This is a genomic window from Streptomyces sp. NPDC048269, assembly GCF_040652395.1.
Lineage (GTDB): Bacteria > Actinomycetota > Actinomycetes > Streptomycetales > Streptomycetaceae > Streptomyces.
Map to the genome: position 1 here is coordinate 65,052 of NZ_JBEZLW010000014.1, position 15,253 is coordinate 80,304.

A 15,253-nucleotide genomic window follows, 5' to 3' on the forward strand; every position below is an offset into this window, starting at 1 on the left:
CGGTGTGCGCACGCCTGCTTGGCGCGTACTCAGGCACATCTGAGTACGCACGCCCATGTCCTGACCGCGTGACGGGCGCCACACTCCGCACTATGAACACGCCCATACCGCCGGTCGAAGAGCTGGCGCTCATCGACCGCGAACTGGCCCGACTCGACGCACGTCGGCTGTACTTGCTGGGCCGCCGGGACTGGCTGCTGCGACTGCTGCACCAGCCCGCGACGGCTCCGGCCGACCTGGCGGCTCCCGGGCCCGCACGCCCCGGCGACGCCTCGGCGCCGAGCGCGCAGAACGTGCTGCTCACTCTGGGCGCCGTGCTGCTGGCCGTGGCCGCGCTGGCCTTCACGCTGCTGAGCTGGGGATCCCTCGGGATCGCCGGGCGTTCGGCGGTGCTGGCCGCGGTGACGGCGGCGGCCCTGGCCGCGCCCGTGCCGCTGCTGCGCCGCGGTCTGGGCTCCACGGCGGAGTCGGTGGCGGCGGTGGAGCTGCTGCTGACCGTGCTGGACGCGTACGCGCTGTACGCGGTCGGCATGCCGGGCACGGACGGCACCGCGTACACCGCGGGGGCGGCAGGGGTTCTCGCGGCGGTGTGGGCCGGGTACGGCCTGGCGCTGCCGAAGCTGCGGATCGCGCTGCCCGCGGCGGTGCTGGCGGCGCAGTTCCCGCTGCCGCTGGCCGCACTGGCCGCGCAGGGGGGTCCGCTGGAGATCGGCTGGGCGCTGCTGGCGACGGCCGCGCTGGACGGTGCCCTCGCGCTGCGGGCCCGGGCGGCGGCCGTCCCGGGGGCGCTGCTGGGGGTGGGGGCGCTGCTGACCGGTGCGGCCGCGTCCTGGTCGGCGGCTTCGGCGGCGGAGGCCGTGGGCCCGGCGGGGCTGCTGCTGGCGGGCGCTGCCCTGGGTGCGGCCGCGGCGTGGCGGGAGCCGCGCGCCCGGGCCGCCGCCCTGGCGGGCGGTCTCGCGGCCGTGGTGGCGCTCGGCGGTGTGGCGCGGCCTTCGCTGGGCCCGGCGTGGGCGGTGGTGGCGCACCTGCTGGTGGCGCTCCCGCTGCTGGCGGCGGTACGGGTCGACGCCATCCCGGCGGCGGTGCGAGGCGGGCTGGCCCGGGCCGGTGCGGTGGTGGCCGCGGCGGCCGCGGCGGCGGGCTGCTCGGCCGTGGTGCCCGCCCTGGTGGCCCGGATCCGGGTGCTGGACGGGGTGTGGGCGGTGACGAGCCCGGCCCGGGACGCGTACTGGCCGGGGTGGCCGATCCCGGTGACGTTGCTGATCACGGCAGGGGCTGCCTGGTGGCTGTCCCGGACGCTGTCGCGGCCGGAAGCGGCGGTGGCGGCCGTGGTCCTGGCCTGGGCGGGGCTGTTCACGGCCCCTGAGCTGCTGGGCCTCCCGGTGGCGGCGGTGTTCGCCGCCCAGACGGCGGTGACGGGGGCCGCGGGCGTCCTCGCCCTGACCTCCCGGGCGCGTGGTACCGGGATCGCGGCGGCCGCGTGCGCGCTGGCCGGCGCCGTGAACGTGTCCGTGGGCGCGCTGGACGGCCGGGCGGCCACCTTCGCGGTGTGGGGGCTGCTGGGCGCGGGCTGCGCGGCGGGGGCGGCGTACGGGCCCGCTCCGCGCAGGGTCCGGTCGGGGGCGGCCGTGTGCGCGGTCGGCTACGCCACGGCGGTGCTGGTGGCGGGGGCCGCGGTGGCGGACCTGGCGGTGGTCTGGTGGGCGCTCCCGGTGCTCGCGGTTCCGGCGGCGGTGGCCGCGCTCGGGCCGCGGCTGGGCTCTGTGCGGGTGCCGTCGGAGATCGCGGCGGCCGCGGCCGGTGCCTTGGCGGTGGTCCTGTCGGCCGGCCGGACGGGGACGCTGGCGCTGGTCCTGGCGCTGGCCGGGGTGGTCTGCGCGGGAGCCGCGGTCCGCGCGGACCGGCGCGCGCCGGGCGGCTGGGCGGCGGGGGCGCTGTTCGTGGCGGCGACCTGGGTCCGGCTGGCGGACTCCGGGGTCACGGCACCGGAGGCGTACACGCTGCCCGTGACGGTGCCCGCCCTCGCGGTGGGGTTCCTGCGGCGCCGTACGGACCCGCGGGCGTCCTCGTGGACGGCGTACGGCCCGGGGCTGGCCGCGACGCTGCTGCCGAGCCTGCTGGCCGTCCTGGGCGGCTTCTCGGGCGGGGTCGGGAACTGGCTGCGGCCGCTGCTGCTGGGGCTGGCCGCGCTGGCGGTGACCCTGGTGGGCGCCCAGCGGCGGCTCCAGGCGCCGCTCCTGCTCGGTGGCGCGGTCCTCGCGGTGGTGGCGCTGCACGAGCTGGCCCCGTACGTGGTGCAGGTCGTGGGGGCGCTCCCGCGCTGGGTGGCTCCGGCCCTGGCGGGCCTGCTGCTGCTGGCGGTGGGGGCGACGTACGAGAAGCGGCTGCGCGACGCCCGTCGGCTGCGGGAAGCGATCGCCCGGCTGGGATGACCGCTCGCAAGGCCCGGTCGGGATGGCCCGCGGCCCCGGCCGGGACGCCCCTGGCCACCGGTCGGGTGGCCGGGGGCCGGAAACGCCAGAGGCCCGGAGACTGTGAAAGTCTCCGGGCCTCTGGTCCGGGTGGGCGATACTGGGTTCGAACCAGTGACCCCTTCGGTGTGAACGAAGTGCTCTCCCACTGAGCTAATCGCCCGGACGCACCGCAAACATTACCGCATGTCAGCGGTGCTCCATGACCACCACCGGCCGGTCACTGGTCCTTGATGTTCCAGGGCAGGACGAGCCCGTACTTCCACAGGTAGAAGCCGATCAGCGCGCCCGCGATGACGAGGCCCGCGCTGGTCAGGATGATGTTGCGGCGGCGGACCTTCGGGTCGAGCGCCTTCTGCGCCGCCTCGGTGACCTTCCGCTTGGTCCAGCGCAGCACGAGGTGGGCCCAGGCGAACTCGGTGGCCCAGATCGCGAGGCCCGCGAAGATCGCGACCCAGCCCGGGCCGGGCAGGACGAGCATCGCGACGCCCGCGGCGATGACGGCGAGGCCGACGACGAAGACGCCGACCTGCCAGCTCAGGTGCAGGCCCTTGCGGGCCTTGATGAAGGCGGGCGCCTTCGACACGTGCGGCGTCTCCGGCGTGGCTTCCCCGCCGGAGGCGTCGGCGGTGGTTCCGTCGGCCTTGGCCGCGTCGGCTGCGGACTCGTTCGTCTCGCGGTCACTCCCCGTATCCATGGGGACGAATCTACCGGAGCCGGAAGCACACGTGAATGGTGGTTTGGATCCGCCGTCCGAGGGACCCAGAGGTCCGCAAAACGGTCAGAGGGGTTTACAACGGCACCGTAGGTGGCATGTCGATTTCGCCGACGTGCGAATCCCCGAGCGCACACTGAGCGAAAGGCCCTGGCGCTTATGAACACCACGGTCAGCTGCGAGCTGCACCTGCGCCTCGTTGTGTCGAGCGAGTCCTCACTGCCTGTTCCCGCGGGCCTGCGGTATGACACGGCCGACCCCTACGCCGTGCACGCCACCTTCCACACCGGCGCCGAGGAGACGGTCGAATGGGTATTCGCCCGCGACCTCCTCGCTGAGGGCCTCCACCGGCCCACCGGTACCGGCGACGTCCGCGTCTGGCCGTCCCGCAGCCACGGTCAGGGCGTCGTCTGCATCGCCCTGAGCTCACCGGAGGGAGAAGCGCTGCTCGAAGCACCCGCCCGAGCACTCGAGTCGTTCCTCAAGCGGACGGACGCCGCGGTCCCGCCCGGGACCGAGCACCGGCACTTCGACCTCGACAAGGAGCTCTCCCACATCCTGGCCGAAAGCTGAGCCAGGCCTACAGCCACAACCGCTCGACACCGTCCGACTCGGGGCGACGGTGCGTGTCGGACAACCACATACGGCAGTGCCGGCGCTGTTCACGCGGGAGCCACCCGCGCGGACGGCGCCGGTGTGCGTGGAGACCCTCCCTCGGAGCGACCCGCTAGAGTCGGCCACCAGCGGCGGCAGCAGCCCGTCGCCGCAGGCCCGGCCCTTGAGGGAGGCACCGTGCAGATCCCCCACGACACCCGTCGCGCGCTCGACGTCGTCGTCGCGCTGGTGAACACCACGGCCGAGGCGGACCAGCCCGACGGGCTCTCGGACGTCGGAGCGCTGCGCGGCTTCGTCCAGGAGCACGCGATCAGCGACGTCGGCGACCTCAGCTCCCGCGACCTGGCGGGCGTCCGTACGGTGCGCTCCAAGTTCGCCCAGGTCTTCGCCGCACCGGACTCCCGTGCGGCCTCCGTACTGATCAACGAGCTGGTCGCGACGGCCGGCACCACCCCGCAGCTGACCGACCACGACGGCTACGACTGGCACGTGCACTACTTCGCGCCCGGCGCCTCGGTGGGCGACCACCTGGCCGCCGACGGCGGCATGGCACTGGCCTTCATCGTGGTCTCCGGCGAGCAGGAGCGGCTGCGCCGCTGCGAGGCCCCGGACTGCCGGCGCGCCTTCGTGGACCTGTCGCGGAACCGCTCGCGCCGCTACTGCGACAGCCGGACCTGCGGGAACCGGCTGCACGTGGCGGCGTACCGGGCCCGGCGCAAGGAGGCCGACGCGGGCCCCACGGAGCGGGAACGCTCAGAGCAGGAACAGATCGTGCACGGCGGCGAGCAGCAGCAGGACGCCGATCACACCTAGGAAGATCATCAGGGGCGGCTGGGAGAGGGCGAAGAGGCAGCCTCGCGGCTCCTCGGAGACAGGGGCGGGTACCGGCGCGGGCACCGAGGGCTCACTCTGCGATGTCTCGAGCATGTCGGGCCGATGATGGCGCAGAGCACCGCCATCCGTCCCTCAACACGCCAACATCCGCGCGGTACTTCGCCCGATCTTGTGGACCGGGGGCCCGCCGGTCAGATCCCGTGCTTCTTGAGGATGGCCTCGATGTCGGAGAAGTCGTCCGCGGGAGCGGCGGCCGCCGGATCCTTCCGCGCGGCGGGCTGGGGAAGGCTGCCGGCACCGAGGGACGGGGCGGAGGCGGCCGGGGCGACGGCCTCCCGGGCCGGGCTCCCCTTGGCGGCCTTGGGCGCCTTGCCCGGCTTCTCGGACGTGCCGAGCCTGCGGCGCTCGACGGCGCGGGTGGTGACGAAGAGCAGCCAGGCCAGCCCGAGCAGCCCGAAACCGGCCCACACCGTCGGCTTGAAGACGATTCCGGACACCCACTCCACGACGCCCGTCATCACGAGGGCGACGGGCACCAGCGCGTACGCGGCGATCCGCGTGGCGGCCAGGAAGCGCCGCCGGTAGGCGGTCAGCGCGGCGATGCCCAGGCCCGCCGCGGACACCGCGGCACATATGGTCTCGGCGAGCATGCGGTCCTCCAGGTGTGGGCGGTCTGTCCCTATCCATCCTGCCCCGGGCGTGACCGTACGGGCCAGGAGAACGGACGCCGCCGCGCGGATCTCCGGGACATATCCGGGTCGCGCCTCCTCCCCGGGTGCCGGTGCCGGCGGGGCGCGGGGCGCGGAGGCTGGGAGACTGTCCTCATGACCGATTCCGTGATCCTCGACGTCTGGTGCGGCCTCCAGTGCCTCGACTGCAACAGGGCGCTGGACGACGTACGCGCCCTGCGGGCCCGCTACGGCGACCGGCTTGACATCCGGCTGCGCCACTTCCCCCTGGAGAAGCACAAGCACGCCTTCGCCGCGGCGCAGGCCGCCGAGGAGGCCGTGGAGCAGGGGCAGGGCTGGCCGTACGCGGAGGCCGTGCTGGCGCGCACCGCCGAACTCGGCGAGCGCGGCGAGCCGGTACTGCTCGACGTGGCACGTGAACTGGGCCTCGACGCCGAGGAGTTCGACACGGCTCTGATCGACGGGCGGCACATCCTGATCGTCGACGCGGACCAGGCCGAGGGCAAGGCGATCGGCGTCACGGGCACGCCGACGTACGTGATCGGCGGCGAACGCCTCGACGGCGGCAAGAGCCAGGACGGCCTGCGCGCCCGCATCGAGGAGATCGCCGACCGCCTGCTGGCCTCCTAGGCCCTGTGTTTCCGGGCGGTCCTCGCGGGCCACGGACCGCCCGGGCAGGACCTAGATCAGCTCCTTCCTGGCGTTGACCAGGGTGTCCCGGTACCCCAGCGACTCGTAGAGCCCCCGGGCCGGGGCGTTGTCCTCGTGGACGTGCAAGGCCAGTCGGCGGGCGCCCGCGGCCAGGGCGGCCCGCTCGGCCAGCAGCATGAGGGTCCGCCCGTGCCCCTGCCCCCGGTGCTCGGCGGCGACCTCGACGTCCCACACGTACGGAACGGGGCCGACGCCGGGCAGGTCGCGTTCCCCCACCCACAGGGTGCCCAGGACCGCCCCGTCCGGCGCCTCCAGGAGGAGGAAGGCCGCGCCGGGGGTGTCCCGCCCGGCCGGCAGCAGCTCGGCGTGCTCCGCGCGGGACGCGGCCAGGGCCTGCTCGGCGGTCATGCCGGGGGCGCGGAGGTGGTGGCTGTACTCCACGACGGCCCGCTCGTGCCAGGCGTCGTACTCGGCCGGGGTCATCGGGCGGCAGCCACCGCCCGCCGGGAGCGGGGGCGGTTCGGCCGGCAGCTCCTTGATCTGGACCCGGCCGGTCACCCGGTAGCCGAGCGTCTCGGCCATCCGCAGCGCCGGCGCCGCGTCGGCGGGTACCGACACCGCGATGCTCGTACAGCGCCAGGAGCGCAGCACCTCCTCGGCGGCGAGCGCGGCCACCGTGCCGCGCCCGCGCCTCCGGTCGGGTTCGTCGATCCACAGCCCCCGGATCACACCGGCCTCCGGCTGTGCGGCGGAGCGGGTGGCGAGTTCGAGGCTGCCGACGTGCCGGCTGTTGACCCGGACCGCGTACGTTCGCGAGCGGGTGCCGTCACTGTGCTGCTGGAGCGGCTGCGCGGGCCGCAGGGTGGTGGTCATCACCTCGTGTTGTACCTGCCCGGCGGCCCCGCGTCACCCGGGTTCAGGGATCGAGGTCCGCCCCGGCCTTCGCGTCGAAGATCCGCATGGCCTCGGCGGTGACCGGGCCGGGGGCCGCACCGAGCTGGCGGCCGTCGATCCGCAGGACCGCCTGGACGTCGCGCAGCGAGGACGTCAGGAAGACCTCCTCGGCCTGCTCCAGCGCCGCGAACGGCAGGTCGGTCTCCTTCGCCCCGGCCCACTCGACGACGAGGGCGCGGGTGATCCCGGCCAGGCAGCCCGAGGCCAGGGGCGGGGTGTGCAGTTCCCCGTCGAGTACGACGAAGACGTTGGACCCGGTGCCCTCGCAGAGCCGTCCCACGGTGTTGGCGAGGAGCGCCTCGGAGGCCCCGGCCCGGGCTGCGGTCGCGAGCGCGACGACGTTCTCGGCGTACGAGGTGGTCTTCAGGCCTGCCACGGCGGAACGCTCGTTGCGGACCCAGTCCACCGTGACGACGGCGGTGGTGTCCGGACGGCGGACGGACTCCGCGACGGCGGCGACCAGGGTGGGCGCGGATTCGCCGCGGTCGGAGCCGAGCGGGGAGACGCCGCCGGTGTAGGTCACGCGCAGCCGCCCGTACGGCATCGGGTTGGCTTCGAGTACGGCCGCGCAGGCCCGGCGCACTTCGTCGTGGTCGGGGTCCGGGAGGCCCAGTCCGCGGGCCGAGCGCGTCAGCCGGTCCAGGTGGCGGGTGAGCGCGAAGGCCCGTCCGCCCTCCGCCTTGAGGGTCTCGAAGACGCCGTCACCCACGGTCAGCCCGTGGTCGAAGACGGACACCTTCGCATCGTCGACGTCCCGCAGCGCTCCGTCGAGCCAGATCTTCACCGTACGGCCCCTCTCATGGTCCCGTTCTCGTGGGTTCCAGACGCTACCCGCAGCAGCCGGGCGGCCTTCAGTTCGGTCTCCGCCCACTCGCGGTCCGGGTCGGAGCCCCAGGTGATGCCCGCGCCGGTGCCGAAGAGCAGACGAGGGCCGCCGGGCGCCTCCCGGTCGATCCAGAAGGTGCGGATACCGACGGCCAGCTCGCCGGTGCCCTGGTCGGCGTCGACCCAGCCGATGCCCCCGCAGTAGGGGCCGCGCGGGGCCGTCTCCAGGGCCTCGATGATCCGCAGTGCGGAGGATTTGGGCGCCCCGGTGACGGAGCCGGGCGGGAAGGTGGCGGCGAGCAGCTCGGGCCAGCCGACGCCGTCGGCGAGTTCGCCGCTCACGGTGGAGACGAGGTGGACCAGGCCCGGGTGCTCCTCGACGGCGCACAGTTCGGGCACGGAGACGGAGCCGGTGGCGCAGACCCGGCCGAGGTCGTTGCGGACGAGGTCCACGATCATCACGTTCTCGGCGTGGTCCTTGGGGAGCAGGTCGGCGGCGGTGCGGCCGGTGCCCTTGATCGGGCCGGAGTCGACGCGGCGGCCGGTGCGGCGCAGGAACAGCTCCGGGGAGGCGGTGGCGATCTCGACGCCGTGGGCGGGGAGCCGAATCGTTCCTGCGTAGGGCGCGGGATTGCCGCGCGCGAGGAGGGCGGTGAGCGCGTCGACATCGGCAACGTCCGGGTCGGGCAGTGGCGCGGACATCACCCGGCAGAGGTTGGCCTGGTAGACCTCGCCGGCGGCGATGTGCTCGCGGATGCGGCGGACGCCGGCCACGTAGGCGGCCCGGTCGAGCGAGGAGGACCACGCGTCGGCGGCGGGACCCCGCCATGCGCCCGGTCGGGGCGCGGGAACGGGGTCGGGGCGTATGTCCCCGAAGCGCGCGCAGACGAGCCGCCCTTCGAAGTCGGCGGCCACCGCCCAGAAGCCGGTGGAGTCCAGGGCGGAGGGATCGCTGGTGACATCTCGGAGGTCGGTCGCGAGAAGGCCGCCGAAGCGGGCCAGAGGAGGCAGGTCGTGCACGGCTGCGAGTCTATGACCGGTGACGCGGCGGCGCCGGTGGGGTGACGGCCGGGTGACCGGTGGTGATCGAGCGGCAGCACGCTGCGGAAACGCGTTTTTGAGCTGGCCCCGGAATCCGCTAGAGTTCAACACGTCGCCAGGGAGCGAAGGGGAAAACCCCGGAGCGAACACGGTGACCTGCGGACGTAGCTCAGTTGGTAGAGCACCACCTTGCCAAGGTGGATGTCGCGAGTTCGAGTCTCGTCGTCCGCTCGAAGTGGGGGATTTCTTCCCGAGAACCCCCGCAGCTCCATGGTGGAGTGGCCGAGAGGCGAGGCAACGGCCTGCAAAGCCGTCTACACGGGTTCAAATCCCGTCTCCACCTCCAAGGACGATTAGCTCAGCGGGAGAGCGCTTCCCTGACACGGAAGAGGTCACTGGTTCAATCCCAGTATCGTCCACTGGTCCGCAAGGATCCCCGCGCGATTAGCTCAGCGGGAGAGCGCTTCCCTGACACGGAAGAGGTCACTGGTTCAATCCCAGTATCGCGCACGCAGCACCTCGCATTACCTGCATGACCTGCGGCTTTCGAGCCGTGGAGCCCGCGCGATTAGCTCAGCGGGAGAGCGCTTCCCTGACACGGAAGAGGTCACTGGTTCAATCCCAGTATCGCGCACCACCCGGAAGCCCCGGCCGTCTCGACGGCCGGGGCTTCTGTGTTTGGGCGTGCCGTCCGGGCTTCAGGAGGAGAAGAGCATCCGTCCGAAGCCGCCCTTGTGGTGGCCGTGGTGGCCGTGACCGTGGCCGCCGTGGTGCGGGGCGCCCCAGGCGGGAGCCGGTGCCACGTGCGGGGCCGGGTAGGCGGCGGGCGGCGCGGCGGGCGGCGGGACCTGGCCGTACTGCTGGGCGGTGTACTGGGACTCCAGGCGGGTCAGCGCCTCCAGCTCGCCGTAGTCGAGGAAGATGCCGCGGCACCCGCTGCACTGCTCGATCTGGACACCGTTGCGGTTGTAGGTGTGCATCATCGCGTGACACTTCGGACACTGCATGACCGGATCAACTCCTCGCATGGACATCGCCGTCGGATGCATGCCCGACGGCCGGAAGTTCACCCTACGGCGGAGGCTCGGACTCCAAGTCGGCCGGGAGGGCCGCAATTCGGGCACAGGCGTCCACCATCAGCCGCTCCCCCTCGTCGAGTCGGCGGCAGCCTTCCGCCGCTTTGGCCAGGGCCAGGGCCGCCGTCTGTACGGTGAGCGCCCGGGCGGCGAGGTCGAGTTCCGGCCACGGGTCACCGCCGGGCGGACCGGCCGCCGGACCGCCGGCGGCGCGGTAGGCGTCGAGGAAGCGCAGCCAGGTGGCCGTGTCGAGCAGGCCGGCGGCGTACCAGGCGGCCGGGCGGGCCAGGTCCCAGGCGGGGGCGCCGAGACCGAGGTCGTCGACGTCGATGAGGAGCCAGGCCCCGTCCCGGGCGGGATACCGCACCAACTGCCCCAGGTGCAGGTCCCCGTGGCACAGCGCCCCGTCGGCCGGGGCAGCCGCCTCCCCGCGCGCCCAGGCCGGCAGGGACCCGGCCGCGGTCCGTACGGCGCGGACGTCATCCGGATCGGGACCGGTCCCCAGCCGCTCCGCCTGCGCCAGGCGGTCCAGGGCGCGGGCGAGCTTGGCCGGGCCGCGCATCGGCGGGACCGGGCCCGGAAGCCCCTCGGGCGGTGTCCGGTGCAGGGCGGCCAGGAGCCGGCCGGCCTCTTCCCAGGGCGCGTCCGCGGGGCGCTCCGGGTCGACCGGAGCACCGTAGGGCCAGAGGGACGCGGGCCTGCCGTGGACGGATCCGCTTGCGGGGCGCAGGGGTGGCAGCAGCACCCCGGCCAGTCCCGGGTGCCCGGCGATCCGCATCCGTACGGCGAGGGCTTCCCGGTCGGCGTCCTCGGCGTGCGCCTTGGCCACGGCCGTCCCGCAGCGCACCACGGTCCCGTCCTGCCGGTCGGCGAGGACCGCGTACCCCTGGGGGCGGCCGTCCGAGGCCCAGGCCGCGAGGGCGGCGCGCAGCGCGGGACGGCTCACGCGCCGACCGCCCGGCGGGCCGTCCCGGCGCACGGGCCGCCACGAGTGTCATCCCGGGTCATCGGGCCTCCCCTTCTTCCGAGGAGGAGGGTACGGCGACTGCGGAGGGGCGTGAAAAAAAGGGTGCTGCCCGTACGACTCCCCAGTCGCACGGGCAGCACCCTTCACCTGCCGTCCGTCGCCACGCCCCCGTCCCCACGGGGTGTGACAAAGGCGGATGTCCCGGCCCGGGCCGCTCTCCCGGGCCGGGGGCGCCGCTCAGCGCCCCAGCATCGCGCCCACGGACGACGCCTGCGCCGCCACCTGTTCGAAGCCTCCGAAGAGGAAGAGCAGGAGGGCGGCCAGGGGGAGCACCATCGCCGCGGCCACCAGCGGGTGACGCGTACCGGACTCATGGCCGTTGAACGCGAATGCCTTGCGTCCCTGCCGTGCGATGTCCGCCATGGTCCTCTCCCTGTCGTTTGGCAGCGGCGGGCTTTTGACCTCGGGGGACGAGTGCGCCACCCGCCGCTTGTCTTCAACACTAGGCGCGCGCAAGCCGCCTGGCCTCATGCCCTCGTACCCATTGCCGGGCCTCCCGGAGGATGACGGGGTCACCCCCGCGTACTCCCCTGGGTGGAGACCGGTCCCCCGGTGTCGGGGTCTTCCCGGAGGGGGTCACCGGAGCGTAGTGACTTCGCTCACTTCCGTCACTCCCTGTTCATGCGTGTCCGTCGACGGGGCGCGGCGAAGATCGACTCGCGGCCGGGCGCCGTACTGGCGCGGCCGGATGGGGCGGGGAGGGCGCCGGACCCCCAACCCCCTTGCCCGAAAAGGCGTTTGGTCGGCCCGGTTCGATCCCGACCCAGGCCTGGCGATATCGCTGAGGCTCCCTCAAGTGTGCTGTGCCGCACTGACAATCGAATCCTCCGGCGAGGGCGCGGCCTCTGAGCGCACATGCCGGATGGTCCGTAAGCTGTGCCACGTCAACAGGACGACCGGTCAGCGGGGTGGACATGGCGATGATGCGGCTCCGGCGCGAGGACCCGCGCGTCGTCGGCTCGTTCAGGCTGCACCGACGGCTCGGCGCCGGCGGCATGGGCGTGGTCTACCTGGGGTCGGACCGGCGCGGCCAGCGCGTCGCGCTCAAGGTCATCCGGCCGGATCTGGCCGAGGACCAGGAGTTCCGCTCCCGGTTCGCCCGCGAGGTGTCCGCCGCCCGGCGGATCCGGGGCGGGTGCACCGCACGTCTGGTGGCGGCGGACCTGGAGGCCGAGCGGCCCTGGTTCGCGACCCAGTACGTCCCCGGGCCCTCCCTGCACGACAAGGTGGCCGAGGAAGGCCCCCTGACGGCCGCGCAGATCGCCGCGATCGGCGCCGCGCTCTCCGAGGGTCTGGTCGCCGTGCACGAGGCCGGGGTCGTTCACCGCGACCTCAAGCCCTCGAACATCCTGCTCTCCCCCAAGGGCCCGCGGATCATCGACTTCGGGATCGCCTGGGCCACCGGTGCGAGCACTCTCACCCATGTGGGAACGGCCGTCGGCTCCCCCGGTTTCCTCGCGCCCGAACAGGTGCGCGGCGCCGCCGTCACCCCGGCCACGGACGTCTTCGCCCTCGGCGCCACCCTCGCCTACGCGGCGACGGCGGACTCGCCCTTCGGGCACGGCAGTTCCGAGGTCATGCTGTACCGCGTGGTGCACGAGGAGCCCCACCTGGTCGGGGTCCCGGACGCGCTCGCGCCCCTCGTGCGGGCCTGCCTGGCCAAGGATCCCGAGGAGCGGCCCAGCACGCTCCAGCTGTCGATGCGGCTCAAGGAGATCGCGGCCCGCGAGGCGCAGGGCCTGTCCGACGGGCGCCCGCCGGCGCAGCGCGCCCGTACGGAGCAGCCGACCGGCCGGCTTCCCGAGGAGTACGCGGAGCGTGCGGAGCGCCGTACCGGCGGCAGCACCTCGCCACGGGCCCAGGGCGAGCCGCAGAGCGGACCGCAGTCGCGGCCGTCGTCCTCGCGCAACCCGCGCGGCACGGGGGGCCCGTCCTCCCGGCCGACGGCGGGGCGTACGGGCGGCCGCCCGGGGCCCCGTACGACGGGGGCGGGGCGGCGCCCTTCGCGGCCGGACCCGAAGCTGATGCGGCAGCGGCTGATCGTGTTCGTCGTCGTGACGCTGATCGTGGCCCTGGGCATCGCCGCCGCCCAGAAGCTCTGACCCGCTACGCGCTCTCGCGGCCCTGGGCCACCGCGTAGAAGGCGACGGCGGCCGCGGCGCCCACGTTCAGCGAGTCCACCCCGTGCGCCATGGGGATGCGTACCCACTCGTCGGCGGCGACCAGCGCCTGCGTGGACAGGCCGTCCCCTTCGGCGCCGAGCATCAGCGCCACCCGCTCCAGGGACTGGGGGGCGGCCACGTCGATCGGCGAGGCCTTCTGGTGCGGGGTGAGGGCGAGCAGCTTGAAGCCGGCCTCGCGGACCGAGTCCAGGCCCTTGGGCCAGGCGTCCAGGCGGGCGTAGGGGACGGAGAAGACCGCGCCCATGGAGACCTTCACGGAGCGGCGGTAGAGCGGGTCCGCGCAGTCGGGCGACAGCAGCACCGCGTCCATGCCGAGGGCGGCGGCGCTGCGGAAGATGGCCCCGATGTTGGTGTGGTCGTTGACCGCTTCCATGATGACCACGCGGCGGGTGGTGGTGAGCAGTTCCTCGGCCGTGGGCAGTGGCTTGCGCTGCATGGAGGCGAGGGCGCCGCGGTGCACGTGGTAGCCGGTGACGCGTTCGGCGAGCTCCGGGGTGACCGCGTAGACCGGGGCGGGGAGTTCGTCGATGACGTCGCGCATGACGTCGACCCACTTGGCGGAGAGCAGCATCGAGCGCATCTCGTACCCGGCGTCCTTGGCGCGTCTGATGACCTTCTCGCCCTCGGCGATGAAGAGGCCTTCCGCGGGCTCGCGCCTGCGCCGCAGTTCGACGTCGGTCAGACCCGTGTAGTCGCGCAGGCGCGGGTCGTCGGGGTCTTCGACGGTGATGAGATCAGCCACAGGGTGATACTGCCTTGTCCTGGGTGTGGTGCCAACGGCCTGTCAGGCGCTGGGGATGGGGGACGTCGCGTTGACCGTGACGACCTCGCCGATGACGATGACCGCGGGCGGGCGGACCTCCTGCGCGCGGACGGTCTCGCCGACCGTGGCGAGGGTCGCGTCCACCCGCCGCTGGGTGGCGGTGGTGCCTTCCTGGATCACCGCGACGGGAGTGTCGGCGGAGCGGCCGTGGCGCACGAGCGCCTCGGCGATGAGGCCGATCTTGTCGACGCCCATGAGGATCACCAGGGTGCCGGTGAGCTTGGCGAGCGAGGCCCAGTCCACGAGCGAGCGAGGGTCGTCGGGGCCGACGTGGCCGCTGACCACGGTGAACTCGTGTGCCACGCCCCGGTGGGTGACCGGGATGCCGACGGCGCCGGGCACCGAGATGGAGCTGGAGATGCCGGGGACGACGGTGCAGGGGATGCCGGCCTCGGCGAGGGCCTGGAGCTCCTCCATGCCGCGGCCGAAGACGTACGGGTCCCCGCCCTTGAGCCGGACCACGGCCTTGCCCGCCTTGGCGTGCTCGATCAGGGCGTTGTTGATGGCCTCCTGGGCCATGTACCGGCCGTACGGGATCTTCGCGGCGTCGATGACCTCGACGTGCGGGGGGAGCTCGTCGAGCAGGTCGCGGGGGCCGAGCCGGTCGGCGATGACGACATCGGCCTCGGCGAGGAGGCGGCGGCCGCGCACGGTGATGAGGTCGGGGTCGCCGGGGCCGCCTCCGACGAGGGCGACGCCGGGCGTGCGGGGGCGGGCAGCCGTGAGGGTACCGTCGCGCAGCCCCTCGACGACCGCATCACGGACGGCGGCGGAGCGGCGGGGGTCGTTGCCGCTCAGCACGGCGACGGTGACGCCCTCCACGCGGCCGGTGGCCGGGGTCCAGGCGGTGGCGGCCTCGGCGTCGTCGGCGCGGACGCACCAGACGCGCTCGCGCTCGCCCTCGGCGGAGGCACGGTCGTTGGCCTCGCGGTCCCGGGTGGCGATGAGGGCGTACCAGGCGCCTGCCAGGTCACCGTCCTCGTAGCGGCGGCGTTCCCAGCGGATCTCGCCGGTCTCGGCCATGGCGTCCACGGAGGGGGTGGCGGAGGGCGAGACCAGCACGATGTCGGCGCCGGCGGCGATCAGCGCGGGGAGGCGGCGCTGGGCGACCTGTCCGCCGCCGATGACGACGACGCGGCGGCCGGCCAGGCGGAGTCCTACGGGGTAGGCGGGGGTGTCGGCCATGGCGGATGCGGCTCCTGGTGCGGCGGTGGATCAGCTGGGCCGCTGCTGCGCTGGAGCGGCTGGGTTGACGTGCGGTTTCCGGTGTCCGGGTCCACGATACGACCCGCGGGGCCGGCGGTCCCGGCGGGGGCAAGGCCCTGGCGGGCCCCCGGGCTGCGCCCCAG

Annotated in this window: 15 protein-coding genes and 6 tRNA genes; 10 read left to right on the top strand and 11 right to left on the bottom strand. The window is 74.0% G+C overall.

Features of this window, described 5'->3' with window-relative positions:
- Positions 1-92: 92 nt before the first annotated feature.
- Positions 93-2,432: a hypothetical protein gene (locus AB0D48_RS17985; RefSeq protein ID WP_362397163.1), complete on the top strand. Its 2,340-nt coding sequence runs from the start codon at positions 93-95 to the stop codon at positions 2,430-2,432.
- Between the two features lie 130 nt (positions 2,433-2,562).
- On the opposite strand, the gene AB0D48_RS17990 is transcribed toward AB0D48_RS17985, so the two are convergent.
- Positions 2,563-2,634: transfer RNA gene (locus AB0D48_RS17990), tRNA-Val, on the bottom strand.
- A 57-nt stretch (positions 2,635-2,691) separates the two neighbouring features.
- The gene (locus AB0D48_RS17995) at positions 2,692-3,168 is read right to left on the bottom strand and encodes a TIGR02611 family protein (RefSeq protein ID WP_362397166.1); all 477 of its coding nucleotides are present in this window, start codon (positions 3,166-3,168) and stop codon (positions 2,692-2,694) included.
- A 177-nt stretch (positions 3,169-3,345) separates the two neighbouring features.
- Between AB0D48_RS17995 and AB0D48_RS18000 the strand changes: the two genes are divergently transcribed.
- Positions 3,346-3,759 (top strand): SsgA family sporulation/cell division regulator, encoded by a 414-nt coding sequence (locus tag AB0D48_RS18000; protein ID WP_030011909.1) that lies wholly within the window; start codon positions 3,346-3,348, stop codon positions 3,757-3,759.
- A 219-nt stretch (positions 3,760-3,978) separates the two neighbouring features.
- Positions 3,979-4,614 carry a CGNR zinc finger domain-containing protein gene (locus tag AB0D48_RS18005; RefSeq protein WP_362397169.1) on the top strand — a complete coding sequence of 212 codons (636 nt, stop codon included), beginning with the start codon at positions 3,979-3,981 and terminating at the stop codon, positions 4,612-4,614.
- Positions 4,615-4,826: 212 nt separating this feature from the next.
- On the opposite strand, the gene AB0D48_RS18010 is transcribed toward AB0D48_RS18005, so the two are convergent.
- Complete coding sequence (locus AB0D48_RS18010) at positions 4,827-5,285, bottom strand: hypothetical protein (protein ID WP_362397172.1); 459 nt, start codon at positions 5,283-5,285, stop codon at positions 4,827-4,829.
- A 174-nt stretch (positions 5,286-5,459) separates the two neighbouring features.
- On the opposite strand from AB0D48_RS18010, the gene AB0D48_RS18015 reads away from it, so the two are divergent.
- Complete coding sequence (locus AB0D48_RS18015; protein ID WP_362397175.1) at positions 5,460-5,954, top strand: DsbA family protein; 495 nt, start codon at positions 5,460-5,462, stop codon at positions 5,952-5,954.
- A 51-nt stretch (positions 5,955-6,005) separates the two neighbouring features.
- Here AB0D48_RS18015 and AB0D48_RS18020 read toward each other — a convergent pair whose 3' ends face one another.
- From AB0D48_RS18020 to AB0D48_RS18030, 3 genes are read right to left on the bottom strand one after another with little or no spacing between them, the layout of a single operon-like run.
- Complete coding sequence (locus tag AB0D48_RS18020) at positions 6,006-6,848, bottom strand: GNAT family N-acetyltransferase (RefSeq protein WP_362397178.1); 843 nt, start codon at positions 6,846-6,848, stop codon at positions 6,006-6,008.
- Positions 6,849-6,891: 43 nt separating this feature from the next.
- Positions 6,892-7,713, bottom strand: a complete 822-nt coding sequence (locus AB0D48_RS18025; protein WP_362397181.1) for an aminodeoxychorismate lyase — start codon at positions 7,711-7,713, stop codon at positions 6,892-6,894.
- Positions 7,710-8,774: a chorismate-binding protein gene (locus AB0D48_RS18030; RefSeq protein WP_362397184.1), complete on the bottom strand. Its 1,065-nt coding sequence runs from the start codon at positions 8,772-8,774 to the stop codon at positions 7,710-7,712. Before AB0D48_RS18030 ends, AB0D48_RS18025 begins: the two co-directional genes overlap by 4 nt.
- 179 nt (positions 8,775-8,953) lie before the next feature.
- Here AB0D48_RS18030 and AB0D48_RS18035 point away from each other — a divergent pair.
- The 5 genes from AB0D48_RS18035 (at position 8,954) to AB0D48_RS18055 (ending at position 9,432) form a co-directional block, all read left to right on the top strand.
- A tRNA-Gly gene (locus AB0D48_RS18035) sits at positions 8,954-9,026 on the top strand.
- Between the two features lie 41 nt (positions 9,027-9,067).
- Positions 9,068-9,141, top strand: a tRNA-Cys gene (locus AB0D48_RS18040).
- Position 9,142: 1 nt separating this feature from the next.
- Positions 9,143-9,214: transfer RNA gene (locus AB0D48_RS18045), tRNA-Val, on the top strand.
- 19 nt (positions 9,215-9,233) lie between these two features.
- A tRNA-Val gene (locus AB0D48_RS18050) sits at positions 9,234-9,305 on the top strand.
- A gap of 52 nt (positions 9,306-9,357) precedes the next feature.
- Positions 9,358-9,432: transfer RNA gene (locus AB0D48_RS18055), tRNA-Val, on the top strand.
- 61 nt (positions 9,433-9,493) lie between these two features.
- On the opposite strand, the gene AB0D48_RS18060 is transcribed toward AB0D48_RS18055, so the two are convergent.
- The 3 genes from AB0D48_RS18060 to AB0D48_RS18070 form a co-directional block, all read right to left on the bottom strand.
- Entirely contained in the window at positions 9,494-9,802 is a 309-nt protein-coding gene (locus tag AB0D48_RS18060; protein WP_362397187.1) for a zf-TFIIB domain-containing protein, read from the bottom strand.
- Between the two features lie 64 nt (positions 9,803-9,866).
- Complete coding sequence (locus AB0D48_RS18065; RefSeq protein ID WP_362397434.1) at positions 9,867-10,802, bottom strand: phosphotransferase; 936 nt, start codon at positions 10,800-10,802, stop codon at positions 9,867-9,869.
- Between the two features lie 273 nt (positions 10,803-11,075).
- Positions 11,076-11,261, bottom strand: coding sequence for a hypothetical protein (locus AB0D48_RS18070; RefSeq protein ID WP_328924772.1), 186 nt, complete (start codon positions 11,259-11,261; stop codon positions 11,076-11,078).
- A 551-nt stretch (positions 11,262-11,812) separates the two neighbouring features.
- On the opposite strand from AB0D48_RS18070, the gene AB0D48_RS18075 reads away from it, so the two are divergent.
- Positions 11,813-13,000, top strand: a complete 1,188-nt coding sequence (locus tag AB0D48_RS18075; protein WP_362397191.1) for a serine/threonine-protein kinase — start codon at positions 11,813-11,815, stop codon at positions 12,998-13,000.
- A gap of 4 nt (positions 13,001-13,004) precedes the next feature.
- Here AB0D48_RS18075 and AB0D48_RS18080 read toward each other — a convergent pair whose 3' ends face one another.
- Complete coding sequence (locus tag AB0D48_RS18080; RefSeq protein WP_362397194.1) at positions 13,005-13,823, bottom strand: RNA methyltransferase; 819 nt, start codon at positions 13,821-13,823, stop codon at positions 13,005-13,007.
- A 42-nt stretch (positions 13,824-13,865) separates the two neighbouring features.
- Entirely contained in the window at positions 13,866-15,089 is a 1,224-nt protein-coding gene (gene cobA, locus AB0D48_RS18085) for a uroporphyrinogen-III C-methyltransferase (protein WP_362397197.1), read from the bottom strand.
- Positions 15,090-15,253: the final 164 nt, after the last annotated feature.